This is a genomic window from Pseudomonas sp. PS01301, from assembly GCF_029960215.1.
In the GTDB taxonomy this organism is placed as follows: Bacteria; Pseudomonadota; Gammaproteobacteria; order Pseudomonadales; family Pseudomonadaceae; genus Aquipseudomonas; species Aquipseudomonas coleopterorum.
Genome location: NZ_JASCPM010000002.1, coordinates 157,895 through 183,032 on the forward strand (window position 1 = coordinate 157,895; position 25,138 = coordinate 183,032).

25 protein-coding genes are annotated in these 25,138 nt (G+C 63.1%); 15 read left to right on the forward strand and 10 right to left on the reverse strand.

Translation table 11 applies throughout. The annotated features are described in order from the left end of the window. Nucleotides 1–35: 35 nt before the first annotated feature. Both QMX89_RS01755 and QMX89_RS01760 read right to left on the reverse strand, forming a co-directional pair. Complete coding sequence (locus QMX89_RS01755) at nucleotides 36–653, reverse strand: TetR/AcrR family transcriptional regulator (RefSeq protein WP_282346268.1); 618 nt, start codon at nucleotides 651–653, stop codon at nucleotides 36–38. A gap of 98 nt (nucleotides 654–751) precedes the next feature. Next, nucleotides 752–1,252 (reverse strand): DUF1543 domain-containing protein, encoded by a 501-nt coding sequence (locus QMX89_RS01760; RefSeq protein WP_282346269.1) that lies wholly within the window; start codon nucleotides 1,250–1,252, stop codon nucleotides 752–754. Between the two features lie 67 nt (nucleotides 1,253–1,319). Here QMX89_RS01760 and QMX89_RS01765 point away from each other — a divergent pair, with 67 nt between their 5' ends. Then, nucleotides 1,320–1,745, forward strand: coding sequence for a lysozyme inhibitor LprI family protein (locus tag QMX89_RS01765; protein WP_282346272.1), 426 nt, complete (start codon nucleotides 1,320–1,322; stop codon nucleotides 1,743–1,745). An 8-nt stretch (nucleotides 1,746–1,753) separates the two neighbouring features. Here QMX89_RS01765 and QMX89_RS01770 read toward each other — a convergent pair whose 3' ends face one another. After that, a complete protein-coding gene (locus tag QMX89_RS01770; protein WP_282346274.1) occupies nucleotides 1,754–2,695 on the reverse strand; it encodes an alpha/beta hydrolase in 942 nt (313 codons plus the stop codon). Nucleotides 2,696–2,788: 93 nt separating this feature from the next. Between QMX89_RS01770 and QMX89_RS01775 the strand changes: the two genes are divergently transcribed. Continuing rightward, on the forward strand, nucleotides 2,789–3,373 hold the full coding sequence (locus QMX89_RS01775) for an ABATE domain-containing protein (RefSeq protein WP_282346276.1): 585 nt from the start codon (nucleotides 2,789–2,791) through the stop codon (nucleotides 3,371–3,373). 7 nt (nucleotides 3,374–3,380) lie between these two features. Here QMX89_RS01775 and QMX89_RS01780 read toward each other — a convergent pair whose 3' ends face one another. Together QMX89_RS01780 and QMX89_RS01785 are read right to left on the reverse strand one after the other, a co-directional pair. After that, nucleotides 3,381–4,784 (reverse strand): heavy metal sensor histidine kinase, encoded by a 1,404-nt coding sequence (locus QMX89_RS01780; RefSeq protein WP_049859282.1) that lies wholly within the window; start codon nucleotides 4,782–4,784, stop codon nucleotides 3,381–3,383. Further along, on the reverse strand, nucleotides 4,757–5,452 hold the full coding sequence (locus QMX89_RS01785) for a heavy metal response regulator transcription factor (RefSeq protein ID WP_056842950.1): 696 nt from the start codon (nucleotides 5,450–5,452) through the stop codon (nucleotides 4,757–4,759). The genes QMX89_RS01780 and QMX89_RS01785 overlap by 28 nt, the downstream gene beginning before the upstream one ends. A gap of 222 nt (nucleotides 5,453–5,674) precedes the next feature. Here QMX89_RS01785 and QMX89_RS01790 point away from each other — a divergent pair, with 222 nt between their 5' ends. From QMX89_RS01790 to QMX89_RS01800, 3 genes are all read left to right on the forward strand, one after another. Beyond that, nucleotides 5,675–6,280 carry a hypothetical protein gene (locus QMX89_RS01790; protein WP_282346333.1) on the forward strand — a complete coding sequence of 202 codons (606 nt, stop codon included), beginning with the start codon at nucleotides 5,675–5,677 and terminating at the stop codon, nucleotides 6,278–6,280. A gap of 241 nt (nucleotides 6,281–6,521) precedes the next feature. After that, nucleotides 6,522–7,145 carry a cytochrome b/b6 domain-containing protein gene (locus QMX89_RS01795; protein WP_056842948.1) on the forward strand — a complete coding sequence of 208 codons (624 nt, stop codon included), beginning with the start codon at nucleotides 6,522–6,524 and terminating at the stop codon, nucleotides 7,143–7,145. Continuing rightward, nucleotides 7,138–7,908, forward strand: a complete 771-nt coding sequence (locus tag QMX89_RS01800) for a molybdopterin-dependent oxidoreductase (protein ID WP_282346282.1) — start codon at nucleotides 7,138–7,140, stop codon at nucleotides 7,906–7,908. Before QMX89_RS01795 ends, QMX89_RS01800 begins: the two co-directional genes overlap by 8 nt. A gap of 6 nt (nucleotides 7,909–7,914) precedes the next feature. Here the strand turns inward: QMX89_RS01800 and QMX89_RS01805 are convergent, their stop codons facing one another. After that, nucleotides 7,915–8,355 carry a rhodanese-like domain-containing protein gene (locus QMX89_RS01805; RefSeq protein ID WP_282346284.1) on the reverse strand — a complete coding sequence of 147 codons (441 nt, stop codon included), beginning with the start codon at nucleotides 8,353–8,355 and terminating at the stop codon, nucleotides 7,915–7,917. Nucleotides 8,356–8,453: 98 nt separating this feature from the next. Here QMX89_RS01805 and ftrA point away from each other — a divergent pair, with 98 nt between their 5' ends. Beyond that, nucleotides 8,454–9,419 (forward strand): transcriptional regulator FtrA, encoded by a 966-nt coding sequence (ftrA, locus tag QMX89_RS01810; protein WP_282346286.1) that lies wholly within the window; start codon nucleotides 8,454–8,456, stop codon nucleotides 9,417–9,419. A gap of 147 nt (nucleotides 9,420–9,566) precedes the next feature. On the opposite strand, the gene QMX89_RS01815 is transcribed toward ftrA, so the two are convergent. Further along, complete coding sequence (locus QMX89_RS01815) at nucleotides 9,567–11,084, reverse strand: MFS transporter (RefSeq protein WP_349011814.1); 1,518 nt, start codon at nucleotides 11,082–11,084, stop codon at nucleotides 9,567–9,569. A 786-nt stretch (nucleotides 11,085–11,870) separates the two neighbouring features. Here QMX89_RS01815 and gmd point away from each other — a divergent pair. The 8 genes from gmd to QMX89_RS01855 all read left to right on the forward strand — a co-directional run bounded on the left by gmd (nucleotide 11,871) and on the right by QMX89_RS01855 (nucleotide 21,993). Continuing rightward, nucleotides 11,871–12,902, forward strand: coding sequence for a GDP-mannose 4,6-dehydratase (gene gmd / locus QMX89_RS01820; RefSeq protein ID WP_049859290.1), 1,032 nt, complete (start codon nucleotides 11,871–11,873; stop codon nucleotides 12,900–12,902). Between the two features lie 41 nt (nucleotides 12,903–12,943). Then, complete coding sequence (locus QMX89_RS01825) at nucleotides 12,944–14,098, forward strand: outer membrane beta-barrel protein (RefSeq protein ID WP_282346290.1); 1,155 nt, start codon at nucleotides 12,944–12,946, stop codon at nucleotides 14,096–14,098. A 26-nt stretch (nucleotides 14,099–14,124) separates the two neighbouring features. Further along, nucleotides 14,125–14,631 carry a polysaccharide biosynthesis/export family protein gene (locus tag QMX89_RS01830; RefSeq protein WP_049859292.1) on the forward strand — a complete coding sequence of 169 codons (507 nt, stop codon included), beginning with the start codon at nucleotides 14,125–14,127 and terminating at the stop codon, nucleotides 14,629–14,631. Between the two features lies 1 nt (nucleotide 14,632). After that, nucleotides 14,633–16,855 (forward strand): polysaccharide biosynthesis tyrosine autokinase, encoded by a 2,223-nt coding sequence (locus tag QMX89_RS01835; RefSeq protein WP_122743316.1) that lies wholly within the window; start codon nucleotides 14,633–14,635, stop codon nucleotides 16,853–16,855. Nucleotides 16,856–16,969: 114 nt separating this feature from the next. After that, entirely contained in the window at nucleotides 16,970–18,364 is a 1,395-nt protein-coding gene (locus tag QMX89_RS01840; protein ID WP_056842942.1) for an undecaprenyl-phosphate glucose phosphotransferase, read from the forward strand. Between the two features lie 14 nt (nucleotides 18,365–18,378). Beyond that, nucleotides 18,379–19,737, forward strand: coding sequence for a lipopolysaccharide biosynthesis protein (locus QMX89_RS01845; protein ID WP_056842941.1), 1,359 nt, complete (start codon nucleotides 18,379–18,381; stop codon nucleotides 19,735–19,737). Continuing rightward, complete coding sequence (locus QMX89_RS01850) at nucleotides 19,734–20,681, forward strand: glycosyltransferase family 2 protein (RefSeq protein ID WP_282346297.1); 948 nt, start codon at nucleotides 19,734–19,736, stop codon at nucleotides 20,679–20,681. Before QMX89_RS01845 ends, QMX89_RS01850 begins: the two co-directional genes overlap by 4 nt. 28 nt (nucleotides 20,682–20,709) lie before the next feature. Continuing rightward, a complete protein-coding gene (locus QMX89_RS01855) occupies nucleotides 20,710–21,993 on the forward strand; it encodes a hypothetical protein (protein WP_282346299.1) in 1,284 nt (427 codons plus the stop codon). Here the strand turns inward: QMX89_RS01855 and QMX89_RS01860 are convergent. Beyond that, nucleotides 21,977–22,969: a glycoside hydrolase family 5 protein gene (locus QMX89_RS01860; RefSeq protein WP_282346300.1), complete on the reverse strand. Its 993-nt coding sequence runs from the start codon at nucleotides 22,967–22,969 to the stop codon at nucleotides 21,977–21,979. The two genes, QMX89_RS01855 and QMX89_RS01860, sit on opposite strands and share 17 nt — an antisense overlap. Nucleotides 22,970–23,200: 231 nt before the next feature. Here QMX89_RS01860 and QMX89_RS01865 point away from each other — a divergent pair, with 231 nt between their 5' ends. Continuing rightward, the gene (locus tag QMX89_RS01865; RefSeq protein WP_282346302.1) at nucleotides 23,201–23,953 is read left to right on the forward strand and encodes a WecB/TagA/CpsF family glycosyltransferase; all 753 of its coding nucleotides are present in this window, start codon (nucleotides 23,201–23,203) and stop codon (nucleotides 23,951–23,953) included. 72 nt (nucleotides 23,954–24,025) lie between these two features. On the opposite strand, the gene QMX89_RS01870 is transcribed toward QMX89_RS01865, so the two are convergent. Continuing rightward, the gene (locus QMX89_RS01870) at nucleotides 24,026–24,238 is read right to left on the reverse strand and encodes a hypothetical protein (RefSeq protein ID WP_056842937.1); all 213 of its coding nucleotides are present in this window, start codon (nucleotides 24,236–24,238) and stop codon (nucleotides 24,026–24,028) included. Nucleotides 24,239–24,330: 92 nt separating this feature from the next. Continuing rightward, nucleotides 24,331–25,005, reverse strand: a complete 675-nt coding sequence (locus QMX89_RS01875; RefSeq protein ID WP_049859300.1) for a hypothetical protein — start codon at nucleotides 25,003–25,005, stop codon at nucleotides 24,331–24,333. Between the last annotated feature and the right edge of the window lie 133 nt (nucleotides 25,006–25,138).

The following is a 25,138-nucleotide window of genomic DNA, read 5'->3' on the forward strand; positions in this document are numbered from 1 at the left end:
TTTTGATACGAGTGACTAATTCAGTCAATGGTCACTTATGGCGCCGACAGACTTCTCAATATCAGCGCGGGGAGCTGCTGCGCAGCGGTGGCGGCGGTCTCCAGGTTGTATTGCAGTTGCACGGGGCTGATATAGGGAAGCATCACCAGAAACACCGCATGACTGGCTTCTTCCAGCGGCGTCTGGCTCTCGAATTCCCCGCTGTCCCGGCCTTCGTGCAGGATCTGCTCGATCAACCGGTGCAGGCGTTCGCGGTGGGCCTCCGCCGAGGGCCAGTGATCACGGGTTGCAACGGCGGCGATGTCATACAGCTTGCGATCATGGAAGAACAGTTCAGCGCCGGCTTCCACCAAGGCTTTGAACAAACGGCTCAGCTTGTCGGACGGACCGCTGGCTTCGTCCATCGCCTGGTCGACGACGGCCATGATCATCGCCAGCCGACTGGCGCAGATACTCTCGCCGATGGCCTGTTTGGATTCGAAGAACTTGTAGATGTAGGCCTTGGAAAAGCCGATGGCCTTGGCCAGGTCCGACACCGTGGTTTTTTCGTAACCGTAGTGACCGAAATGCTGCATGGCGGCCTCGACGATCTGATCGCGAACGCTGTGATCGGACGGGCCTCGTGAGGGGAACGTGGGGGGCTGACGGGTCATGGTTGCGGGTGGGCTCTTGGGCGTGGATCGACAGAGCGTGACTGTAACGGGTTATGGTCACAAGTTCATTCTTGGTTGATCCGGATCCGAGTCTCCGGTCAGCCCGCTGGTAGCACGATGTACTCATTGCGCTGCTCGACGCCCCGATGAGGCCCTTCGACCAAGTGCACGTAGCGGCCACCCACCTGCTCGATCGGTACGCAATCATCCACATCCAGGACCGCGTCGGTATGGGGCTGGCGCCACTGCTCCAGGTACAGGCGCCGGGCGCGGTTTCTGGCATCGCGAGCGTTTGGCGCCACCACCAGCACGTAGTGGTGCGCTTCGCCGAACGAGCGCGCCTCGTACCCGCCCAGATTGATCACATACAGGCGCGGCATGCCCGCAGCGGGCGCCAGCGGGCTGAATTCGACCTTCCATTGCTCCACGCCGTCCACAGCCATCCAGGCATCGATGTGCAAGCCTTTCTGAGTACCGAACCAATCGGCGCGCAACTGCGGGTAGCTGGCCTCCAGGCTGTCGGCGACCGCGCAGGCGATGTCGTGCACCTCGATGCGTGCCCTGGGGTGTTTGCCACCAAGTAAAACGATGTAAAGCATGGGTGGGATCCTTGGAGGGTGGGGGCTGGTAAGATCCAGGCCTTTTCACGAATTCGAAAGGTCTTTTATGACACTCCTCTGCAAGCCTTTGCTCACTGCTGCGTTGCTGTCGCTCTGCGCAGGCCAGGCCACCCTGGCTTCGGCCGAAGGTTCCACTTCGGCGTCCGACTACAGCTCGGCGTACACCACCTGCATGGACAGCAACAGTTCCACCACCGGCATGGTCAGCTGCGCCGCCGACGAGACCAAGCGTCAGGACGCACGCCTGAATGCCAACTACCAGGCCGGCATGAAAACCCTGGAGGGCACCAAGCGCACGGCGATGCGCGATGCGCAGCGGCTGTGGATCCAGTTTCGCGACGCCGACTGCGCCGTCGAGGCGGGCCTGACCGGCGGCACGCTCGACCGGATCAACGCTCAGATGTGCCTGTTGAAGGCCACCAAGGTCCGCGCCGACACGCTGGCAGTGCGGTTTCAGCCGCAGGACCTGTAGTAGCGCCGTTACTTCAGGTGCTCGTCCAGAAACTCACGGATCACCGGGATGATCTCCCGCCCGTTGGTTTCCAGAGCGAAGTGCCCGGTGTCGTAGAACCGGATGTCCGCCTTGGGCAGGTCACGCTTCCAGGCCTCGGCGCCCGCCGGAAGGAAGAACGGATCGTGCTTGCCCCAGACTGCCAGCAGAGGCGGCTGGTACTGGCGGAAGTACGCCTGGAACTCGGGATACATCGCCACGTTGGAGGCGTAGTCCAGCACCAGATCGAGCTGGATGTCGGCATTGCCGGGGCGTGAGATCTGCAGGCCTTCCAGTGTGTAGCCGTCCGGCGAGACCACACTGGGGTCGCTGACACCTTCCAGATACTGCCATTTGATCGACGCCGGTGTCGGGAAGTCCTGCAGGGCGTCGCGATGCGCCTGCGTAGGCTCGCGCCAGTACGTCTGAATCGGCGCCCATCCGGCGCCCAGACCTTCCTCATAGGCGTTGCCGTTCTGCGAGATGATCGCGGTCACGCGCTCCGGGTGAGCCACGGCGAGGCGCCAGCCCACCGGCGCGCCGTAGTCATGGACCATCAGCGCGTAACGCTCCAGCTTCAGCTGTTCGGTGAACTGGCCGATGGTCTGCGCCAGTTGACTGAAGGTGTAGGCGTACTGCCCCCGAGCGGGCGCTTCGGTGAAGCCGAACGCGGGCAGGTCCGGGGCGATGACGTGGTAGCGGTCGGCCAATTGCGGGATCAAGTCGCGGAACATGAACGACGAGGCGGCGAAGCCGTGCAGCAGCAGCACGGTAGGCGCGCTGGGGCTGCCCGCCTCGCGATAGAACACCTTCACGTCGCCGACCTGCTCGTGGCGGTAGTGGACGGTGTCGTCGGCTTGGGCGGCCTGGGTACCGCCGATGAGCAACGAAGCGGCAAGCGCGGCAGCGGCTGTGGATGTAGGCGTAGTCATGATGCCTCCTTGTGTAACCTGTTATGTGTGTATTTGAAGGTTACGAACTAATTTGGTAACCTGTCAAACAAATTTCATGAGTTACAGGTCATCATGAGCTCGACCCGCACCGCGCCCGATACGCTTTTTGTGGCGGACAATATCGCCCTGGATTTCCTCAATACCGAGTACGGTGTCGGCGAGCAACGCCAGGACTGCCTGCGCGACGACGAGGATGTGCTGACGTGGCTTGAGTCGGCAGGGCTGCTCGCCGCGCAGGATCGCCCCGAGGTTTTCGATGGGCTATTGGCTCAGGCCCACGCCCTGCGCAGCAATTCCAGGGCGGTGTTGGAGGCAGCGATGGCGGGGGTGGAAGCCGATCCCTCGGTGGTCAATCAGGTATTGGAAGCAGGGCGTCCGGTCAGCTACCTGAGCTGGGAGGATCCAGCCCAGGCGTTTCGTGTCGCCACCCGGCCCAGGGATGCTGGTCCGGCAAGCCTGCTGTGGCCGGTGGCCGACGCGCTGGTCAGCCTGGTCACGGGGGACAAGTTCGAGTTCGTACGCCAGTGCGAGGCCCATGACTGCATACTGCTGTTCCATGACCTGAGCAAGTCGCACCGACGGCGCTGGTGTAGCATGGCGACCTGCGGCAATCGCATGAAGGTGGCGGCCTTTCGTGCCCGGAAGAAACCTGAATAGTCCCGTTTCAGGACCTGCCCAAGACAGGAAAGCTCAGGGCGAAGCGAATGCGTCCGGGCTGCGGCTGGCTGACGCTGGCTTCACCGGCGTGCAGTTGCATGATCGCCGCGACGATGGCCAGGCCCAGGCCGTTGGAGTCCGAGTTGTGCTGGCGCGACGCGTCGCCGCGATAGAACCGGTCGAACAGGTGGGTCAGCGTTGCCGGGTCCAGCGCAGGGCCCTGATTCTCTACGTTGATCACGCACTGTGTCGGCGTCGACGCCACGTCGATCTGCACCTCGCTGTGCGGGTCGGCATAGCGGATGGCGTTGGCCACCAGGTTGCTCACGGCCCGACGCAGCAGCAGCGGATCGGCGTTCAGGGTGGCGTCGCCTGCAATCGACAGACGAATCCTGCGCTCTTCGGCAAGCCCCTCGAAATACTCGGTCACCCGTTCCAGTTCGTCGTGCACCTGCAGCGGCTGACGCTGCACCACGGCTTGGGTGTCTTCGGCGCGTGCCAGGAACAGGATGCTTTCGACGATGCGTGAAATCCGCTCCAGCTCCTCAAGGTTCGATGCCAGCAGCGCCTGGTACTCGTCGGCGCTGCGGCCTTGGCGCAAGGCGACCTGGCAATGGCCCATCAGCGAGCCTACCGGGGTGCGGATCTCGTGGGCCAGGTCGGCGGAGAACTGGGTCAGCCGTTGGTAACCCTCGGCCAGGCGATCGAGCATGGCGTTGTAGGCGTCGCTCAGTTGCTGGAGTTCGACGGGCGTGTTGTCACTGCTCATGCGGCTGTGCAGGCGGGCAGGGGAGATGTCGGTGGCGTGCGCCGCCATCTCGCGCAGGGGCCGCAAGCCGCGCCGCAGCAGGACGAAGCCGAGCAGGGCGGTGAGCAGAAAGGCCATGCCCACGGCCAGGTAGATGCGCTGGCGGAACTCGCCGAGCATGGCCATTTCCTTGACCATGATGTGCGCAGCGGTGAGCGTCACCTCGCGCCCGCCAGACGTGGTCAAGACGCTCGCGGCGCGCAGCGGTATGCCGGACGGCGCCGTACCGGTGCGCAGGTCGGAAGCGGTGGGCACGGCGTCCTGGGCCACCTCGGGCAGGGGCGGCAGGGTCGCGCGCAGCGGGTTGACCTGGATCACCGGCGGCTGACCGACCTCGGCGATGACGAAGATGTCGTCTTCGCTGCCGAGCATGTTCTGGAAGATCTGCGGGCTGCTCGAAAGCTTGTCCAGGGTCAGGTCGTAGTGCAGCAGTTTGCGAAAGTGATCGAGCCGCCCGAGCACGGCGTTGTCGCTGCGCGCAAGTACCGACGTCTTCATCGACTCGTACAGGTACCAGCCGGCGCCCGCCACGGTGAGCATCGCCACCAGGGAAAAGGCCAGGGTCGAGCGCAGGGTCAGGGATGCTGGGCGTCGGCGTCGCATGCACGCACCTCGCAGACGTAGCCGATGCCGCGCACGGTGTGGATGAGCTTGACCGGGTACGGCTGGTCGATCTTGCTGCGCAGACGCTTGACCGCGACGTCGACCACATTGGTGTCGCTGTCGAAATTCATGTCCCACACTTCCGAAGCGATCTGGGTTCGCGACAAGACGTCCCCTTCGCGGCGCAGCAGCAGGTGCAGCAGGGCGAACTCTTTGTTGGTCAGGGTGATCACCTCCTGCTGCCGTGTCACTCGACGGCGCAGCAGGTCCAGTTCGAGGTCAGCCAGGTGGAATCGATCGGCTTCCCGGGCGCTGCCGCGACGCAGGATGGTGCGAATGCGCAGCAGCAGCTCGGTGAAGGAAAAGGGTTTGACCAGGTAGTCGTCGGCGCCCAGTTCCAGACCGCGAATGCGGTCCTGCAACTGGTCGCGGGCGGTCAGGAACAGCACCGGCACGGCCTGCCGGGCACGCAGCACTTCCATGATCTGGAAACCGTCGATGCCGGGCAGCATCACGTCGAGCACCAGCAAGTCGTAGGGGTTTTCCAGGGCCAGGTGCAAACCGTCGGCGCCGTGCTGCGCCCAGTCGACGTTGTAGCCGGACTCGCCAAGGCCCTTTTTCAGGTACTCGCCGGTCTTGATGTCGTCTTCGATCAACAGGATGTGCATCGATCAGGCTCGCTGGGGCGTTGACGGTTCGAGATTCAGACTGCGGCGAACGGCGTTCGCGTGGTGCAGTCTAAACGAGCGGCACGGCGCTGTCGGTTACATTCCTGTCATCGATAGCGTCGCTGCGTGAATGACAGAAATGTCATCGCCCGGTCATGCACGCGTACCCATCGAGGGCCGAGGATGCATGCACACCTACCGCAAGGAGTCGTACCGATGAAGATCAAAACTGCCCTGTCGACCATCCTCGGCACGTTGCTGCTCAGTGCCGCCGTGATGGCGTCGGCTGCGGACATGCCAGTCGTGAAACCAATGCGGGGCACGGTCGATGGCGTCGACAACAACACCTTGTCCTTCACCACCCGCAGCGGTGCGCATCAGACCATCGGCCTGACCGACAAGACCGGCATCCGTCTGGTGTCCAAGGCCAACATCGATTCGATCAAGGCCGACAGCTTCATCGGCTCGGCCGCCACGCCCCAGGCGGACGGGACCCTGAAGGCCCTGGAAGTGACGGTCTTCGAGCCTAGCCTCAAGGGCAGCGGCGAAGGGCACTACGGCTGGGAAAACGCCGACGGCACCACCGGCACCATGACCAACGGTACCGTGGGCAAGCTGGCCCAGACCAACGGCCGTACCATGACCGTGAACTACAAAGGCGGCGAGAAGCAGGTGGTGGTGCCTGAAGACGTGCCGATCGCCTACGTCGAAGCGGGCAAGGCGGAGCAGTTGGTCAAGGGCGCCAAGATCGTCGTGTTCCCAGCCGATGACGGCAAGACCGCACGCGGTGTGGCCGTAGGCAAGGACGGCTTCCAGCCGCCGATGTAAGCGGCGGGACATGCTCACCTCATAGGTGCCAGGCCCCTGAGTGAGCCGGTTCCCTGTGGGAAGATCTCTGCAAGGAGGGTCTCTGTGAGGAGGACCTCTGTGGGAGCGGGGCGGGCAGAGCCCGCTCCCACAAGGGACAGTAGTGCTCCCACAAGGGCAGGTTTCCCACAAGGGGGGTGCTCCCACAATGGCAGGGCTCCCACCAGGGGCAGTGGTTTTTTCAACAGGGGAGGCCTTTTCCATGGCCGTGCAACGCATACATTCACTCACGGTACGTCTCACCCACTGGATCAATGCCTTTGGCATGACCTGCATGTTCATGAGTGGATGGGGCATCTACAACGCCTCCCCCTTGTTCGCGTTCCGCTTCCCGCCCTCGTTCACCTTGGGCGGGTGGTTGGGCGGCGCACTGGCCTGGCACTTTGCGGTGATGTGGCTGCTGGTGATCAACGGCCTCATCTATGTGCTCTACGGATTGGGCAGCCGCCACTTCAAGCGCGACCTGCTGCCGGTGACCCCCAGCGCGGTCAAGCGTGATCTGCGCGACGCCCTGCGTCTGCGGCTGGTCCACGAAAAGGGCGTCTACAATGCCGTGCAGCGCCTGATGTACTGGCTGGTGCTGGCGGCCGGCGTGCTGATCCTGATCTCCGGCGTCGCCATCTGGAAGCCCATCCAATTCCAGGAACTGGTCGCTCTGCTGGGCGGCTATGACTTCGCTCGCTACGTGCACTTCGCGGCGATGTCGGCCATCGGCGCGTTCGTGATCGTGCACCTGGTCCTGGTGCTGCTGGTGCCCAAGACCCTACCACCGATGATCACCGGCGGCGTACGACCGCTGAACACCGGGAAGACCGACCATGAATGAACCCAAACCCCGACGCAGCGCTCCGATCAGACTCGAGCCTGCCCAGCGCACTCAGCTGGAAAACCTCCAGCGCCGGCACTTCCTGCGTGGCGGCCTGACCGTCGGCGCCATGGCGATGCTCAGCGGCTGCAACCTCCAGGACGGCGACCAGGTCGACAAAGTGCTGTGGGCCATGTCGCGCTGGAACGATCGCGTGCAGGCCTGGCTGTTCAGCGGCCAGCGGCTGGCACCCACCTACAGCAAGGTGCAGATGACCCAGCCGTTCCCATTCAACGCGTTCTACGGCGAAGACGACATTCCCGATATCGACCTACCCGGCTATTCCCTCGCCGTGTCCGGCCTGGTCCGCGACAAGGCACCCTGGACCCTGGAAGGCCTGCGCAAGCTGCCCCAGCGCACCGACATCACTCGCCTGATCTGCGTCGAGGGCTGGAGCGCCATCGGCCAGTGGGGTGGGGTGCCGCTGAAAACCTTTCTGGAACACATCGGCGCCGACACCACCGCCAAGTTCGTCGGCTTCAAGTGCGCCGACCGTTACTACTCCAGCCTGGACATGCCCACCGCGCTACACCCGCAGACGCTGCTCGCCCTGGATTACGCTGAGGTCGCTCTGCCGCCCGAATACGGCTATCCGTTGCGCGTTCGGGTGCCGACCAAGCTGGGCTTCAAGAACCCCAAGCACATCGTCGAAATCTTCGTCAGCAACGACTACCCCGGCGGCTACTGGGAAGATCAAGGCTACAACTGGTTCAGCGGCATCTGAGGGCGCTCAGCAGGCGCACGACGTCACCGTTGTCGTCGCCGCGGGTTGCTCATCCGCTTGTGCAAGCGGGAGACCTTCGTCGAGCCAACCGGTGATGCCGCCGATCATCTCCTTGACCGAGTGGCCCAGACCGGCCAATCGCGCCGCTGCGCGGTGTACGCCATTGCAATGCGGACCGGCGCAATAGACGACGAACAGGCTGTTGGCCGGAAACGCGGCAAGACGCTCGGGCGTGATCGTACGGGTTGGCAGGCTGATCGCGCCTGGCACGTGGCCGGCGGCGAATGCAGTGGCATTGCGAACATCCACCAGGACATAGTCCACCTGGCCCGCCTGCTGGCTGTGGTAGACATCGGAGCAATCGGTTTCAAAGCGCAGCCGCTGGCTGAAGTGGGCCAGGGCTTGCTCGGCGCTGGCCGCCGGGTATTCAGTGATCAGGCTTGGCATCAGGTGGCTCCGTTCAAGGTTCGTGTGACATCACTTTAAGGGAGGGCAGAGCTTGAGCTACAGTGGCGCACTCGACATCGACCGGTAATTTTCCGCCAATGCAAGACATCCCCGGACTGGTGGCCATCCTGGCCTACGATGGTCTGTGCACCTTCGAATTCGGCATTGCCATCGAGATATTCGCCTTGCCCAGACCGGAGTTCGCTTTCGCCTGGTACGCGCATCGCATCGTTGCCGTCGATCCGGGGCCACTGCGTGCGACGGGCGGCTTTGTAGTCGGCGCCGACGCCGGGCTGGAGGTGCTGGCCCAGGCGCGTACCATCATCATCCCTGGATGGCGCAGTCGCGATGAGCCGCCGCCCGAGGCCCTGCTTGTGGAGCTGCGCAAGGCGCACGCACGGGGTGCGCGCCTGCTGTCGATCTGCTCCGGTGTCTTCGTGCTGGCCGCAGCCGGGTTGCTGGATGGCAAGCGGGCCACCACCCATTGGCGCTACAGCGACGAGTTGGCGCGGCGGTTTCCGGGCATCGCTGTCGATTCCTCGGTGCTGTATGTGGACAGCGGGCAGGTGATCACCTCGGCAGGCAGTGCGGCGGGCATCGATGCTTGCCTGCATCTGGTCGAGCGGGATTTTGGCGCTCACGTTTCCAATACCGTGGCGCGTCGGCTGGTCATGGCGCCACAGCGCGGTGGTGGGCAGGCGCAGTTCATTGCCGCGCCGGTCGCCCAAGCCCCGCGGCACGACTTGGCCGTGGTCCTGGATTGGGTTCGCGAACATCTGGATAAACCGTTGACGATTCCACAGATGGCCGCCAGGGCGCTGATGAGCGAACGCACGTTTCTGCGGCGCTTCAATGACGCGACCGGCATGACGCCCAAAGCCTGGCTGCAGCACGAACGAATGGCCAGAGCCCGTTCGTTGCTCGAAACCAGTGGGCTCGACACTGAACAGATAGCTCAACGTTGTGGGTTCGCGTCGGCGGAAAGTTTCCGGGTAGCGTTTCGCAGGACCGTTGGCCTGGCGCCGTCCTTCTACCGCGAGAGCTTCGGAGCACGGCATCGGTAACGCGGCGCCCCCGGACGCGGCGCTCCTGTAGCAGCGGCGCGAGCCGCGTCGGCGGTGGACGCGGTTCGCCTGGAACAACGCGGTGCACCCGGACGCGGCTTGCGCCGCTGCTACAGCGATCGCAGTGGATGGGGGCGTGCCTTGCGGTCAGGGAGTCTGGCTGTGGCTGTGCCCATGGCGCTGCAATGTTACCCAGATGACCACGGCCAGGATGCCGATCAATGTCGCGGCGGACATCAGTACCAAGCTGTGCGAGGTGCTGAACGCCGCTTGACCGGCCGCGACCAGATCGGCCGCCTGTTGACCTTCCAGGGTCTTCGCTGCACTTATGGTTTCGCCGATCGACTGCCGGGCGCTCTCGGCGATTTCCGGCGGCAAGCCATCGGGCAACCGGATCGAGCGGATGTAGCCGCTGCCCAGCACGAGGCCAAAGCCGGTGATCCCAAGGCCCGTACCCAAGTCATAGCTGGTGGCTTCCAGTGCGCCGGCCGAGCCCGCCTTGTGCGGCGGGGTGCTGCTCATGATCGCCACCGAGGACGCCGTCAGGCCGATGCTCAGGGACAGGCCGAGGACCACCAGCAGACTGATCACCGCCCATCCGCTCTGGTGCAGGTCAGCCATGGCCAAGCCCGCCAGGCTCGCGCTGGCGGCGCCCAGTGACAGACTGCCGACCCAGCGCAGACCGATGGCGCGCAGCAGCAACCCCGCCATGGGCCCGCCGATCGCCGAGGCGATCATCAAAGGCAACAGGAACATCCCAGCCTGCAACGGCGTCTGTCCGAGGACGAATTGCAGCTCCTGCGCCAGCATCAATTCCACCCCCGCCAAGGCACCCATCACCACCAGCGCCATGACCACCCCGGCGCTGATCGCCGGCGAGCGGAACAGACTCAGATCCAGCATCGGTCGCGCGGCATGCAACTGCTTGTGCCCGAACCAGCCCAGCATGCCCAGGCCCAAAGCTGCCGACACCATGGTGAGCGACGCCGAACTGCCCGGCTTGAACCCCGACTTGAGCGCATAGACCGAGGCCATGATACCGAGCATGAGGATCAAGGCTTGGCCAATGGTCCAGTTGCCGTCGCCGGTGATCGAGGTACGGGGTACGTGCCTGAGCACCAGCGGCATCACGATCATCATCACTGGGACGTTGACCAGAAACACCGCGCCCCACCAGAAATGCTCCAGCAAAGCGCCGCCCGCCAAGGGCCCGATGGCCGCGCCTGCCGAACCGGTCGCGCCCCATATACCCAACGCCAGCGCCCGCTCGCGCTCGTCGTCGAAGGTCTGGCGGAGGATGGCCAAGGTGCAGGGAATGATCATTGCCGAGCCGAACGCCATGAACGCCCGCGCGGCAATCAGCGCCGCGACACTGGGCGAAAAGGCGGCCATTACCGAACCCAGGCTGAAGATGCACAGCCCGGTGATCAGCAGTTGCCGATGGCCGATCCGGTCGGCGAGGGTGCCCATGGGAATCAGCAGGCTGGCCATGAGCAGCGGATAGATGTCGATGATCCACAGCACTTCGGTGCCGGTGGCCTGCAAGGCCAAGGTCAGTGACGGGATCGCCACGTGCAGGATGGTCACGTCCAGCACCACCGGCAGAAACACCATCATGACCGCGACCAGCACCCACCAACGTTTTACAGATTCAGACGATGACACAGGACTTCCTTGTGTTAACCAATGGGCCACTACAGCAGCCAAACGGGTGCTGATACCAGCATGTCAGCCAGCGCGAAGCAAGCGGCGCGACTGGGCGCTGTGCAATGACCAAGCAGCCTGCAAGTCGGTTTACTGGCGTTTATCCAGAACGACACGGATGGGTGTGAAGCCATTTCTTAACAAACCTGTTTCGTGAGTGTTGCACATGGTGACCTGACCTAATCATTGCGGCCCTCGCCAACCGTGGGCTGCACCTGAGGCGCACACGAAGTTGGTACCGTTTCGCCAATGAACCGTCGCGCCTCGACGGACTTTCGACTTGCATTGCCGAGCAAATGTTTATTGGCGCCAATAAAAATAACACCATGAGCCTGCAGATATTTGGCGCCATCATTACAGAATATATAACCTATTGATTCATAACGTTTTTATAAAAAATCACACACGTTGTTATTTATTTGGAGGTGGGTAATAGCGCTCAGCTTGCACTGCCGGAGTTTCGACACCTAGTATCACCTCGCCTTACCGATGCCGCCCCAGAGTCGGCACTGACAAAGAGCGACCGAACAGGACGCACACGATCGCCAATGCCATGGGTACACCACAGTTGCAGCGCCTCACAGTGCTGGGCAGGACGTGTACCTGATTTATTTTGCGCCAATGCCACGCTTATACGATGTCCGTACTGAACCTTGCTGCAATAGCTTGTCCAAGGTCAGCTCCTCCGGATGTACCGTCGGGCGTTGCACTGGTTGTTATTGCTTACCAAAGACTCTGGAGATTTGCATGAAAGCGATTGTCACCGGTGTAACCGGCCAGGATGGGGCGTATCTGACGCAGCTCTTGTTGGAAAAAGGCTATACCGTCTACGGGACCTACCGCCGCACCAGTTCGGTGAACTTCTGGCGTCTGGAAGAGCTCGGTGTCGCGACTCATGCCAACCTGCATTTGGTCGAGTACGACCTCACCGACCTGTCGGCCAGCATTCGCCTGCTGCAGAACACCGAGGCCACCGAGGTCTACAACCTTGCGGCCCAGAGCTTTGTCGGCGTGTCCTTCGAGCAGCCGTTGACCACGGCCGAGATCACTGGGGTAGGGGTGGTCAACCTGCTTGAAGCGATCCGCATCGTCAACCCGAAGATCCGCTTCTACCAGGCGTCCACCTCCGAGATGTTCGGCAAGGTGCAGGCGATTCCGCAGATCGAGAGCACGCCGTTCTATCCGCGCAGCCCGTACGGCGTCGCCAAGCTGTACGCCCACTGGATGACCATCAACTACCGCGAGTCGTACGGCATCTTCGCGACCAGCGGCATCCTGTTCAACCACGAGTCGCCCCTGCGCGGCCGTGAGTTCGTGACCCGCAAGATCACCGACAGCGTAGCCAAGATCAAGCTGGGCAAGCTCGACGTGCTCGAACTGGGCAACCTGGACGCCAAGCGCGACTGGGGTTTCGCCAAGGAATACGTGGAAGGCATGTGGCGCATGCTGCAAGCCGATGAGCCGGACACTTTCGTGCTGGCCACCAACCGTACCGAAACCGTGCGCGACTTCGTCAGCATGGCGTTCAAGGCTGTGGACATCAGCCTGGACTGGTCGGGCAAGGACGATTCGGAATGCGGCACCTGCCGCGCGACCGGCAAGGTGCTGGTCAAGGTCAACCCGATGTTCCATCGTCCGGCCGAAGTCGATCTGTTGATCGGTGACCCGGCCAAGGCGCGTGAAGTGCTGGGTTGGCAGCCGCAGACCAGCCTCGAAGAGCTGTGCCGGATGATGGTCGAGGCCGATCTGCGACGCAATGAAATCGGCTTTTCTTTCTAGGCGCCTCTGGCGTCTACCCGAATTACGCAGTGGGAATGGATATGAATAAACAACAGTGGATGGCATGCCTGGCGCTGGCGCCCTGGCCCTTGAGCGCTTGGGCGTTGGAACCGGCAAAGGTCGAGTTGGGCCCCGTGAACTTCACTCCGACACTGGAGATAAGCGAACGCTACGACGACAACTTTCGCGCCGTGGATCGCAATGAGGACGCGTCGTGGATCACCTCGGTCAAGCCGACCCTGTTGTTTACCCGCGAAACCCGCAACACCGGCTACAAGTTCCAGTACTCGGCCGACAGCCAGACCTATCTGGACCACGCCGACGCCAGCCACGTCGACCACGATGCCGAGCTGAGTGGCATCTGGGCTTTCGATTCGCGCAATCGCCTCGACGCTACGCTCGATTACAAGCGCGGCGAAGAAACCGTCGACTCCGCCGACGAGCGTGAGAACGACAAGTACACCCGTCAGGGCGGTCGCTTGAAGTACACCTTCGGCGCCCTCAGCGCCATGAACCAGATCGAGCTGGGTGGCGGCTACCGTCAGCAGCGCTATCGCAACGCCGATGGCATCAACGACGACAAGGAATACGACGCCACCAGCGTCAGCGGTACCTGGTTCCATCGCCTGGGCGGCAGCACCCGCGCCCTGGTTCAACTGGACCACGTCGACTACGACTACCTGGACTTCGACCGCCGTAACAGCAAGGGCAACCGCGTGCTGTTCGGTATCGACCGTGACGTCACCGCCAAGCTCAGCGGTACCGCCCGCGCCGGTTACGAGCGCAAGGATTTCGAAAGCTCGCAGAGCAACGACTACGGCAGCGGCACTTGGGAAGTGGGCATGGACTACAAGCCACGCACCTATTCCACCATCTCGGTGAACATGCGCCGCGCCTTCGACGAAGGTGACGACGGTGCCAACACCGTGCACGTGACCAGCAGCCGCCTGGGCTGGCGCCACAGCTGGTCGTCGTTCTTCGCCACCGACGTCAACTATCGCCACGCACAGCGCGAGTACCTGGGCACGGGTGGTCGTGACGACACCCAGAATGCCGCCGGTGCCGAGATCATCTACACCGCCAGCCGTTGGGCCGAGGTTTCCCTGGGCTACAACCGCGTGGACAACAACTCGAACGTGGACAGCGAAGACTACGTTCGCAACATCTACCTGCTCAGCCTCAAGCTGTCCCTGTGAACCTGACCCAAAGGGGAGAAGCCACCATGTTCAAGCAAGCATTGATCGTCGTACTGGCACTGTTCAGCCTGGGAGCCCAGGCCGATGCCTACAAACTCGCTTCGGGCGACGTCATCCGGGTCTCCGTCCTGGGTGAACCTGACCTGACCAACGAGGAAGTCCACCTCAACGACTCCGGGACCTTTTCGTACCCCTTTCTGGGAAACGTGAAAGCGCTCGGCAAGACCACCGACGAGATCGAGCGGGTCATCACCAAGGGCCTGAGCGGTGACTACCTCAAGGATCCGAAAGTGACCGTGAGCGTCGTCGAATACCGTCCTTTCTACATCGGCGGTGAAGTCAAGGCGCCGGGCGGGTATCCCTACAAGCCGGGCCTGACCATGGACCGCGCCATCGCTCTGGCGGGCGGTCTGACCGAGCGTGCTTCGGTCAACCGCATCAACATCAACCGCGGCGGCAGCGCCAAGCCGGCCCAGTTGGCAACACCGGTAGAACCGGGCGACACCATCACTATTGATCAGGGGTTCTTCTAAGATGAGCCAGATTGCCGTAAGAAACAGCCAGGGCATGGCCCCATGGCAGGCCTCGCCCGCGCCGGAAGATCGCGACGCACTGGACTCGCGTAAACTGTGGCGCACGCTGTGGCGTCGCCGCGGCATGATCCTCGGCGTCTTCGCCGTAGGCACCGCTGCCGCCGTGATCTACGCGCTGAACATGACGCCGACCTATCGCTCCGTCGCCACCCTGGTGATCGAGCCCAGTGGCAACCAGGTCATCACGTTCCAGCAGACGCCGGACCGTCCGGATCCCAACAGCGACTACCTGCAGACCCAGATGGGCCTGATCCAGAGCCGCGAAGTGGCCGAGCGCGCCGTGCGTGAGCTGGACCTGTCGCACCATGAAGAACTGGACCCACGCCAGAAAGCCTCGCGTCTGTCCAAGATCAAGGCGCAACTGTCCAATTGGCATGCCGACTGGTTCCCGCAGAGCTGGCACCAGGAGCTGAACTACACCGACGAGCAGGCCTTCAACAGTGCGGTGATGGAATTGCGTCAGCGCACCAGCGTGACGGTCGTCGGCAAGAGCCATCTGGTCAGCATCGGCGTGACCATGGCCGACGCCGAAACCGGCGCGGCTACCGCCAACGCCCTGGCTCAGGGCTACCTCGCCAGCCGCCAGTCTTCGCAACAGCAGGAATCGCTGAACGCCAGCCGCTGGATGAACACCCGCATGGTGGAACTGCGTACCCAACTGCAGCAGGCTGAAAGCAAGCTGCAGGCCTACCGCGATGGCCAGGGCCTGGTCGACGTCGGCGGCGTTGCCACCATCACCGCCAACGAGCTGGCTCGCACCAGCGACCGTCTGGTCGATGCGCGCCGTGAACGTGCCGATGCCCAGAGCCAGTACCGTCAGGTGCAGGGTCTGTTGGCCCGCGGCGGCAACCTGGACCTGTCCAGCGTGCCTGCGGTCATCAACAACCCGGTGATCCAGCAGTTCCAGGCCGTCGCCGCCACTGCCCAGGCGCGTGTCGACGAATACAGCCAGCGCTACGGCGACAAGCACCCGCAGATGGTTGCCGCCCGTTCGGAACTGCAAGCCGCCCAGGCCAGCCTGCGCAGCCAGGTGAGCCAGGTCGTCGCCGGCCTGCAGCACAACTATCAGTTGGCGCAGGACAACGAGAACGCACTGCGCTCCTCGTTCAACAGCAACAAGCAGGAAATCCAGGACATCTCCCGCAAGGAGTTCGCCCTGCGTGAACTGCAGCGTGACGTCGACAGCAACCGTGATGTGTACAACACCTTCATGACCAAGCTGCGCGAAACCATGGCGACCGCCGACCTGGTCTCGGGCAATGCCCGCGTGGTCGATCCGGCCATCGCTCCGCTGTTCCCGACCACGCCGCGCAAGGCCATTCTGGTGGTCCTGGCTGCACTGCTGTCGCTGATTGCCGGTTGCGCCATTGCCCTGCTGCGTGAAGCCTGGAACAACAGCTTCAAGAACAGCGCCGACGTCGAACGCAATCTGCACCTGCCGGTGCTCAGCGTGGTGCCGATGCTCAAGCGCCGCAACCGCTCGCGCATCCATCGCCAGTTCGAGCGCAACGACGACGCGGCTTTCGCCGAAGCCGTACGGACCCTGCGCACCGGCGTGATGCTCAACGACGACGATGTCCGTCGCAAGACCCTGGTATTGACTTCGACCACGCCGGGCGAAGGCAAGACCACCCTGGCCATCAACCTGGCCGGTGCCATGGCTCGCGTCGAACGCGTGCTGCTGGTGGAAGCCGACCTGCGCCGTCCGAAAGTGGCCACCAACCTGGGCCTGGACGCTCACCACATCGGCCTGGCCGAGTTGCTGGCCGGCAAGGCGGGCGTCGATGACTGCCTGCAGAGCATCGGTAGCCTGGACGTGATCTGCGCCGGTGAAATGCCCTACAACCCGCAGGAACTGCTGGCCAGCACGCGCATGCAGACCTTCCTGGAATGGGCACGTCACCGCTACGACCGCGTGATCCTCGACACCCCGGCCAGCCAGTCGGTGAGCGACGCGGCACTGCTGTGCGGCATGGCCGATTCGGTGATCTACGTGATCAAGTCCGAGGCCACGAGCATGCCGCTGGTGCGCAAGAGCATCGGTCAGCTGTTGCAGACCGGCGCGCCGATCACCGGCGTGGTGCTCAACCAGGTCTCGCGTCCCGAGCCCGGTCAGCGTCGCGACCACTACTACGATTACCTGCCGGCAGCCCCGGCCCAATAAACCTTTCCGACCTTGCAGCCGCGCCGCTCACCCCTTGGGGCGAGCAGTGCGCCCGGCTGGCCGCGTTACGGAAAATGCCAATCCACGCCGCATTTGTCTGCTGAGGAAACTTCCATGATTGCGCCTCGCTTGCACCCGATGGTAAACCGCCGGGGCCTGACGTTCTGGACCATGTGGCTCGCGGGTGCCGCTCTGGCATGCGCGCTCACATTCAGTGTGCTGTACGCACACTTCAATGAATTCCCGCCGCAGTACCGCGTGCTGATGATGATCGGGGTGCTTGCCTCGGTTCCGGTCTACAGCTTCCTGCACGTCTACCACAAACGCCTGAACTACCTCAGCGGCCTGCTGCGCCTGCTCGGCGGCTGGTTGACCCTGGTCGCCGCGCTGGCCGTGGTCATCTACCTAAGCGGCAGCCCGCAGAGCCTGGCACCGGGCATGGCCGTCAAGCTGATCGTCTACGGCTTCCTGGCCCAAGCGGCGACGTTCATTCCCTTGCGCTTCCTGCTCAACCGCCATAATCAGCGGCTCAAGAACGAGCGCAAGGCAGTGATCATCGGCGCCGGTGAACTGGCCGGCAAGCTGGCTCGTCAGCTCAAGCCGCGCGTTCCGGTGCTGGGCGTGATCGCACCCGACGCCGAAGTCGATGCCGACTGGGTGCCGGTGCCGGGCGTGCCGCACCTGGGTGGTTTCGACGAGCTGCGCGACATCGTCCAGCGCGAACAGGTGCGCCGGGTGTACATCGCCTTGCCACTGGATCGCATGGTGCAGATCGAATCGATCTACGTCGACCTGCTCGACCTGGCCGTGGACGTGGTCTGGGTGCCGGACTTCGGCAGCATGATGCTGCTCAACCAGTCGATCTCGCAGATCGAACAGTTCCCGGCCATCTACCTCAACGAAACGCCGTTGAGTTCGCACCCGGCCGCTGCCATGGCCAAGGATCTGATCGACCGCAGCCTGGCACTGCTGGCGATCGTGGTCCTGGCACCTGTGCTGATCACCTGCGCAGTGGCGGTGAAGCTGTCCTCGCCAGGCCCGGTGTTCTTCCGCCAGGGGCGCGACGGTTGCAATGGCACCGTGATCCACGTCTTCAAGTTCCGCTCGATGCGCATGCACGACGACCAGGAAGTCAAGCAGGCCACCCGCAACGACTCGCGAGTGACCCGCGTGGGTGCATTCCTGCGTCGCTCGTCGCTGGACGAACTGCCGCAACTGCTCAACGTGTTGCGTGGCGAAATGGCCCTGGTCGGTCCGCGTCCCCACGCGATCGCCCACAACCATTACTACTGCGACAAGCTGATGGCCTACATGGCGCGTCATCGCATCAAGCCGGGCATCACCGGTCTGGCCCAGGTCAGCGGTTTCCGTGGCGAAACCGACACGCTGGACAAGATGCAGGGGCGCCTGGAGCGTGACCTGGCCTATATCAATCACTGGTCGTTGTGGCTGGACATCAAGATCCTGATCAAGACCCCGTTCACCTTGTTCTCACGGAACATCTATTGAGCCCGGAGGCTGGGATGGAACACGACTTGAGCCAGGGGCCGGCAGCGGCCCCCGGCCTGATCCAGCAACTGCGCCAGAACCGCATGGTGCGAAACCTGGCGACAGCGCTCGGCGGCTCGGCCGGCGCGCAGCTGATCAACCTGGCGCTGATCCCGGTGATCATGCGGATCTACGGCCCCGAGGCGTTCGGGGTGGTGGGTACCTTCCTCAGCCTGACGATCATCCTGATCCCGGCCTGCAGCCTGACCTGGTCGATGGCCATCGTCCTGCCGCAACGCCATCGCGACGCCAGCGGCCTGGCCAAGCTGGCGACCGTGGTTGCCTTGCTGGTGTCTCTGCTGGTGGCGGTCGTGCTGTTGTTCTGGGGGCCGATGCTGGCCGAGCGCTGGAACCTGGAACTGCTCACCCCGTACCTGATGCTGCTGCCGCTGGTCATGTTCAGCTCGGCGGTCCTTGAAGTGCTCCAGCAGTGGCTGTATCGCCATGGCCGCTACCGCCTGACGGCCCGCGCGGCCACCAGCCATGCCCTGGTCTACAACGGCATGCGCAGTGTCGGCGGCCTGTTCAACAACAGCGCGACCATGCTGGTGGTGACCAGCGCGCTGTACTACGTGGTGCACAGCCTGCTGATCCTGATCGGCATGGCCATGAGCAAGCCGGCACCGGCCGACGCGACCGAGGCCGACGAGGCCCCGCGCAAGACCCTGCGCCAACTGGCCAGCGAATACCGCGACTTCCCCCTTTTCCGTGCCCCGCAAGTGTTGATCAACGCGCTGTCGGTGCACATGCCCACACTGGTATTGGCCTCGCTCTTCGGCGCCATACCGGCAGGCTATTTCGCCCTGTGCCTGCAAGTGCTGGCCATGCCCAGCAACTTCATCGGCAAAGCCATGGGCAGCGTTTTCTACCCGCGCATCGCCGCTGCCGTGCACGCTCGTGAAGCGGTGGTCGGCCTGCTGCTCAAGGGCGTGGGCGCGATGACCGCGATCGGTGCGTCGGGCTTCCTGATCCTGGTCATCGCCGGGCCGTGGCTGTTCACCCTGGCCTTCGGCGCCCAGTGGCACGAAGCGGGCGAATACGCGCGCTGGCTGGCCCTGGCAGAGCTGGCCCGGTTCGCAGCGATGCCATGCGAGGTCGCCATCCCGGCGTTGCGCCTGCAGGCCTACTTCCTGGGCTTCGAAGTCTTCGCGACTTCGCTGCGCTTCGGCGCGGTGGCCATCGGCGCCCTGTGGGGCGGCTCGGCCCTGGCGGTGGTGATCGCTATCGCCGCAGCAAACATTTTCATCTATCTGGCGATGATGTCGATCGTCGTATTCAAGGCGCGTGCCTGGCAGAACCGCCAGAGTGGCACTCTACAGGAGGCTCAAGCATGACCCGATCCAACAACGACGTGTGCGCGATCATCCTCAACTGGAATGGCGCCGATACCACCATCGACTGCATCCGCGCCCTGGACGCCCATTGCCGCGTCCCGGTGGTGGTGATCGACAACGATTCCAAGGACGACAGCGTGTCGCGCCTCAAGCAGTTTCTCAACGACTCGACTGGCCCGGACGTTCAGGTGATCGACGAGCGCTCAGCCGGCAGTTATGACACACCCCACGAGCGGGTGTTGATCATCAACGAAGGCAACCACGGCTACGCCGGCGGCAACAACGTGGGCATCGACTACGCCGTGCGGGCAGGCTATCGCTACATCTGGCTGCTCAACAACGACGTCACCGTCGAGCCCGGCGCCCTGGAAGCACTGCGTGACACCCTGGAACAGTCGCCCAAATGTGGCTTCTCGGCCTCCGTGCTGGTCTACTCGGACCGCCCACAGGTGGTCCAGTGCGTCGGTGGCGGCACCTTGTTCCCCTGGTTGGGCAAGACCAAGCTGATGGGCAAGAACATGGACCGCGCGCAGTTGGCCACCGCCGGCTTGCCCGAGCCCGACTACCTGATGGGCGCGAGCCTCATGATACGCCGCGAGGTGATCGAAGAGGTCGGCATGATGGACCACCGCTACTTCATGTACTCCGAAGAAGTGGACTGGGAACGTCGTGCCGCCGCCGTGGGCTGGCATGGCCGCGTGGCCCTCGACAGCTTCGCCCGTCATGGCGACAGCGGCAGCACCAAAGGGCGCAGCCACATGTTTCATTACTACCGCAACCGTGCGGCGATCATGTACAACAAGCGCTTCCATTCGACCGCGTGCACCTTCGTCTCGGCGGTCGCCCTGGGCGCGATCACGGTGTTGCAGAACCGCGGCAGTGCCAAGAACATCAAGTTCGGCATCAAGGGCATCACCGAGGGCTTGGCGTTCAAATGGCGCTGAGTGATCTATCGTCCACGAGGTAACGGACATGCTCCAGGCTTTGCTCAATCCACGCACGTTGCTGTGCGTGCTGGTGGTGGTCAACTCCGGCTTTCTTTTCCTGACCGACAACAAGCTGGCAGGCTTGCCATACCTGCGCGAGCTGTACCTGGCTGGCGTCGTTGGCGCGGCCGTGCTGCTGCTGGCCATGTGGCAACGCCCGTGGCAGTCGCGGGCCAGTATGTGGATCCTGTTCATGGGCGTGGCCCTGCCGGTGATGTCGGCACTGTTCTCCTGGTATCACTTCGAGCAGCCACTGTTCTACGGCCTGCTCGAAGAACGCCGCAACTTCCTGTACCTGCTGTTCTTTCCGGCGTTGTACTTGATGCTGAAGGCGCAGCCGACCCAGGAGCAGCTCGAGCGCTGTTTCCTGATCGGCGGCCTGGCATGTGTGGCGGTCGGCTTTCTCTACTACTTCAAGATCGTCCCGGAAAACGCTGCGGTCGCCTTCAACGTCGACGAGAAGGACTACGGCCTCAATCCGCTGCGTCCGGACCGCTTCAGCATCGGCGGCTCCTACGTCTCGCTGTGCGCCATGATGCTGATGTACCGCCTGCGCCGCCGTATCGAGCTGGTACCGGTGCTGTTGCTGGGCCTGTTCGCCGCCTACCTGTGGCTGGTGCTGCAGACACGTAACACCATGCTGGTGTGGACCTTGGCCGCGTTGTGGATCTTCCGCGCGCACCTGCACGTGCTGGTCAAGCTGGGCCTGGCGATCATCGTCGTGGGCGGGGTCGCCTACATGGTGATGCCAGCGCCGTTCGAAGCCCAGTACGAGCGGCTTATGGCCCTGGTGCAGGAAGCGACCGAGCCGGGTGGGGTGCGTGCCGATACCACCGCGATCATTCTGCGCGATACGGCCGCGAACTGGTACGTGGGGATGGGCGCACTGTCGCTGCAGTGGCAGGGTGGTTTCTCGCGCCTGTACAGCTCTTACTTCTACCTGTCCGACGTGGGTGTGCTGGGCGTGATGTACCGCTACGGCTTCATCATGCCGCTGATCATTCTGGTGTATTTCGTCGGATTCTGGAGAATCAGTCGCCAGTGCCGGAACAAAGGTGACCTGCTTGCTGCCTTTGTTCTCGACATGTGCTTCAACCTGATCAATCTGTTCCTGTCGCCGGCCATGATGTATGACGGCAACATCGCAGCGCTCGCGGTTGCGGCATTCGTGTATTACGGGCAGGTGAGGGTGCCGGCTTCGCAATCGGCCGATCGTCCGCTGGGACGACCGGCCGGTACTGCGGGCCTGGCGGTTACGTCGGGCCGATAGCCTTGCACTTCGGCTCTTTGAGATACCTGCCCATGACTGTCCATTGAGGACGAGGCTGGCCGTTGATCGGCTCGACCGCCATGAAGTAACCACCCCAGTAGGGGCCGCTCGACCAGTAGGTCAGGGGCATGCACTGCTGGGCCAGGTACTTGTGCAGACGTTCGGCCGCGTCCAGCCAGCGTGGGTCGTTGTCAGGGATGCCGAATTCGCCGATGTGGCCTTTCTTGCCGTTGCGCTTGAGCCACTCGACGAAGGGTTTGACCCGGTTCACGGCGATGTCCGGATTCCATGTGCCGGAAATTCGATTCTTGTAGTTACCACTGCCGTCAGGATCGAGGTAGATATGCGCGGAAAAGATCAGCTTGTTGGACGGGTCCTTGAGCTTGAGCAGATCGTTGTTGTAGTTCGGCCACCGCTCGGCACTGGCCCACGAACGACCTTCGACGTAGATCGGACGGTTCTTGTCGATCGCCCGAATGGCATCGATGCCCGCCTGAGCGGCCGTCGGCCAGATGGCATCGGATTCGTCGTGGGGCTCGTTCATCAGGTCGTAGCCGGCCAGGGCGCTGTAACCGCTCCAGCGGCGCGCTATCTGACTCATGAGGTTCTTGTAGTGATCCACCGTGACGTCCCGGGTCCCGATGATCTTGCCGCGGTAGCGCCCGTAGTTGTGCACGTCCAGGATCACTTGCATGTTCGCTTGCGCGGCCTGCACCAGCATCTTGTCGATCAGCTTGGCGTAGACAGGGTCAAGCGGACCCCCCAGCGTAGGCTGCAGTCGCTCCCATTTGAACGGGAAGCGCACGCTTTGTACGCCACGACGCTTCCAGTTGGCAAAGAAGCCTTCGCGCGGGAAGAAATAGTGCGTACCTTCCACGCCCGGAAACACATTTTCGGAGAACTCGGCCCCCGACACGTTGACCTGTGTCATCGGCACATCCGCGAACGCAGCGCCAGAGCCCAACAGCAACGCCATCGTCGCACTCAGCAAAGCGCGACGGGGACGTAACGGGTCGGGCCTGAGCACGAAAGGTACAGCGCGCTCGAACTCTGCACGTGAAAACAACCTTTTGATGTTCATCGGCTAAGCCTATGGATAGAAGACAATCAATTACATGCTTTAGACGAACAAGCCGAATCGTCCAAGCTCCCGCAGCCTTTCTACGGCGCTGCATCAACGCATTCTAGAACTGATAGGACGGCCTGGATGAAAGTTTTTGGGATAGATTTCTACAAAGGTGACCAAAGGGACCTGATCCGTGCCATCAAGGGCGACGTGAACAAGCCTTTTGGTTACGCGGTCACCGCCAACGTCAACCATGTTGTACTGCTCGAAGACAGTCCGCCATTCCGCAATGCCTACGATGGGGCCGCTTATCGGATCTGCGACAGCCGGGTACTGATGCCGGTGCTGCGCAAGTTCGACGCAGGCGTGCCCGAGGCGATTCCCGGCAGCACCCTGACCGTGTCGATGATGGACGAAGCCCAGCGCGAAGGCTGGACCGTGACGGTCGTCGGCTCCACCCCCGATGTGGTGGAAATACTGACCCAGCGCTATCCGGCGGTGACATTCCTGCACTACAACCCGCCGATGGGCTTCATCGACAACCCCACGGAAGTGGAGGCCACCTTGCAGTTCGTCGAGCAGCATCGGGCGCAGTTGTTGATCATGTCGGTCGGCTCGCCACGCCAGGAACTGCTGTGCAAGCTGATCGCCGACCGCGGTCGCACCCATGGCGTGGGCCTGTGCACCGGTGCGGCGTTGAACTTCCTGTCGGGCAAGGTGCAACGTGCGCCGATGTGGGTGCAGAAGCTCTCATTGGAATGGCTGCACCGTATTCTCAGCGAACCGAGCCGCCTGGCCGGACGCTATTGGAACGACGGACGGCGCATCCTGCCGATCATCCTGCGCCAGCGTTCGCAGCAGCGGCAATATGCGCAGCAGCGCGACAAGCCCTGAACGCCGTAAACCTTGAAAGCGACAAAGCCACCCTCGGGTGGCTTTGTCGTTCTGGCGTCCTGGCGAACGGGATCAGCGCTTGCCCATGGAGCGGCGGGTGCCGTTCGGGGCGCGGCCTGGGGTCTTGTCATGGTTTGACTTGCCCGCGCCGGGGTAGCTGGCCGCTTGCTTGGTCGCGAACGCGCCGGGCTTGAACGGGAACGTGAAGGCCGGGATCGCTGCCTGGCCATCGACTTCGGCGTCCTGAACGATCGGCTCGGCATCGGGATGTTGATTGGCAGGCATGGTGACTCCGGGGCAGCACGTTGAAAGGGAGCGGCAGTATACCCGAGCCTCCCTTGCAACGCTTGGTGCTGCGTGTGAACCCAGGCCCGCTGCTAGGCCGGGCAGGCGGTGTGGCCGTTGTCCAGGCCTTGCTTGACGTTACGCGAGAGCAGGCTGGCCTTGCCGTCGTGCCAGGTCAGGGTGAGCACGTAGACCGAATCGAAGTCGTTGGCTGCCCAGTCGTCGGTGATGTTCATTTCCTGGCCCACCGCGCGCCCGGCCACTTCGTTGATCAGCTCGGGCAGGTAGCCATGGGACCAGGCCGTGTAGATGACCGCGTTGTGGTACTTGTCGCGCATCAGCTCCCGGGCCAGGTCCTGTGTGTCGTTGGCGCCGTAGTCGATGTTCACCGGCAGGCCGAGCTTGATGGCGCTGGGGCTGATGGTCATGAGCGGACGCAGGTAGCTGTAGGATTCGTCGTTCTCGCCTTCTTCTACATGCCGGCCGGGATCGGCGGCGAACACGTAATCGGCATTGCCGAACCGCTCTGGCAGCAACTCGGCCAGATTCAGCGCGCGGTTGAGACCCTGGCAGTTGAGCTGGCCCAGGCCGCCGGCGGGCTTCTCGGCGTGACGCAGGAACACCAGGGTCTGCGTGCCATCGACGGACTCGGCGCGGCTGTCGCTGATTTCCAGGGCGAGGAAGGAACAGGTACCCGCCAGCAGCAGGGCAGGCAAGGCGTAGGAGTAGCGTTTCAACTGCCGGACGCAGTCGCTCAAGGTTTTCATGGGAAGGGTCTTTAACTCTCGTTGGGTTAGCCGACACACCCGACCGATGCGCGCTGCACGCAGACGCCCGGGTTCTCCCTGTCTTTATTTTGCCTGCCCGTTATCCAGTGGCAGGGACGACTCTCTGAGTGCC

Coding starts and splice junctions, on each gene's coding strand:
- QMX89_RS01830 (WP_049859292.1), top strand. CDS start 14,125: ATGTTCAAGCAAGCATTGATCGTCGTACTGGCACTGTTCAGCCTGGGA.
- QMX89_RS01865 (WP_282346302.1), top strand. CDS start 23,201: ATGAAAGTTTTTGGGATAGATTTCTACAAAGGTGACCAAAGGGACCTG.
- QMX89_RS01805 (WP_282346284.1), bottom strand. CDS start 8,355: ATGCCAAGCCTGATCACTGAATACCCGGCGGCCAGCGCCGAGCAAGCC.
- QMX89_RS01850 (WP_282346297.1), top strand. CDS start 19,734: ATGACCCGATCCAACAACGACGTGTGCGCGATCATCCTCAACTGGAAT.
- QMX89_RS01775 (WP_282346276.1), top strand. CDS start 2,789: ATGAGCTCGACCCGCACCGCGCCCGATACGCTTTTTGTGGCGGACAAT.
- QMX89_RS01760 (WP_282346269.1), bottom strand. CDS start 1,252: ATGCTTTACATCGTTTTACTTGGTGGCAAACACCCCAGGGCACGCATC.
- QMX89_RS01855 (WP_282346299.1), top strand. CDS start 20,710: ATGCTCCAGGCTTTGCTCAATCCACGCACGTTGCTGTGCGTGCTGGTG.
- QMX89_RS01835 (WP_122743316.1), top strand. CDS start 14,633: ATGAGCCAGATTGCCGTAAGAAACAGCCAGGGCATGGCCCCATGGCAG.
- QMX89_RS01800 (WP_282346282.1), top strand. CDS start 7,138: ATGAATGAACCCAAACCCCGACGCAGCGCTCCGATCAGACTCGAGCCT.
- QMX89_RS01755 (WP_282346268.1), bottom strand. CDS start 653: ATGACCCGTCAGCCCCCCACGTTCCCCTCACGAGGCCCGTCCGATCAC.
- QMX89_RS01785 (WP_056842950.1), bottom strand. CDS start 5,452: ATGCACATCCTGTTGATCGAAGACGACATCAAGACCGGCGAGTACCTG.
- gmd (WP_049859290.1), top strand. CDS start 11,871: ATGAAAGCGATTGTCACCGGTGTAACCGGCCAGGATGGGGCGTATCTG.
- QMX89_RS01795 (WP_056842948.1), top strand. CDS start 6,522: ATGGCCGTGCAACGCATACATTCACTCACGGTACGTCTCACCCACTGG.
- QMX89_RS01875 (WP_049859300.1), bottom strand. CDS start 25,005: ATGAAAACCTTGAGCGACTGCGTCCGGCAGTTGAAACGCTACTCCTAC.
- QMX89_RS01845 (WP_056842941.1), top strand. CDS start 18,379: ATGGAACACGACTTGAGCCAGGGGCCGGCAGCGGCCCCCGGCCTGATC.
- QMX89_RS01780 (WP_049859282.1), bottom strand. CDS start 4,784: ATGCGACGCCGACGCCCAGCATCCCTGACCCTGCGCTCGACCCTGGCC.
- QMX89_RS01860 (WP_282346300.1), bottom strand. CDS start 22,969: ATGGCGTTGCTGTTGGGCTCTGGCGCTGCGTTCGCGGATGTGCCGATG.
- QMX89_RS01840 (WP_056842942.1), top strand. CDS start 16,970: ATGATTGCGCCTCGCTTGCACCCGATGGTAAACCGCCGGGGCCTGACG.
- QMX89_RS01770 (WP_282346274.1), bottom strand. CDS start 2,695: ATGACTACGCCTACATCCACAGCCGCTGCCGCGCTTGCCGCTTCGTTG.
- QMX89_RS01870 (WP_056842937.1), bottom strand. CDS start 24,238: ATGCCTGCCAATCAACATCCCGATGCCGAGCCGATCGTTCAGGACGCC.
- ftrA (WP_282346286.1), top strand. CDS start 8,454: ATGCAAGACATCCCCGGACTGGTGGCCATCCTGGCCTACGATGGTCTG.
- QMX89_RS01765 (WP_282346272.1), top strand. CDS start 1,320: ATGACACTCCTCTGCAAGCCTTTGCTCACTGCTGCGTTGCTGTCGCTC.
- QMX89_RS01825 (WP_282346290.1), top strand. CDS start 12,944: ATGAATAAACAACAGTGGATGGCATGCCTGGCGCTGGCGCCCTGGCCC.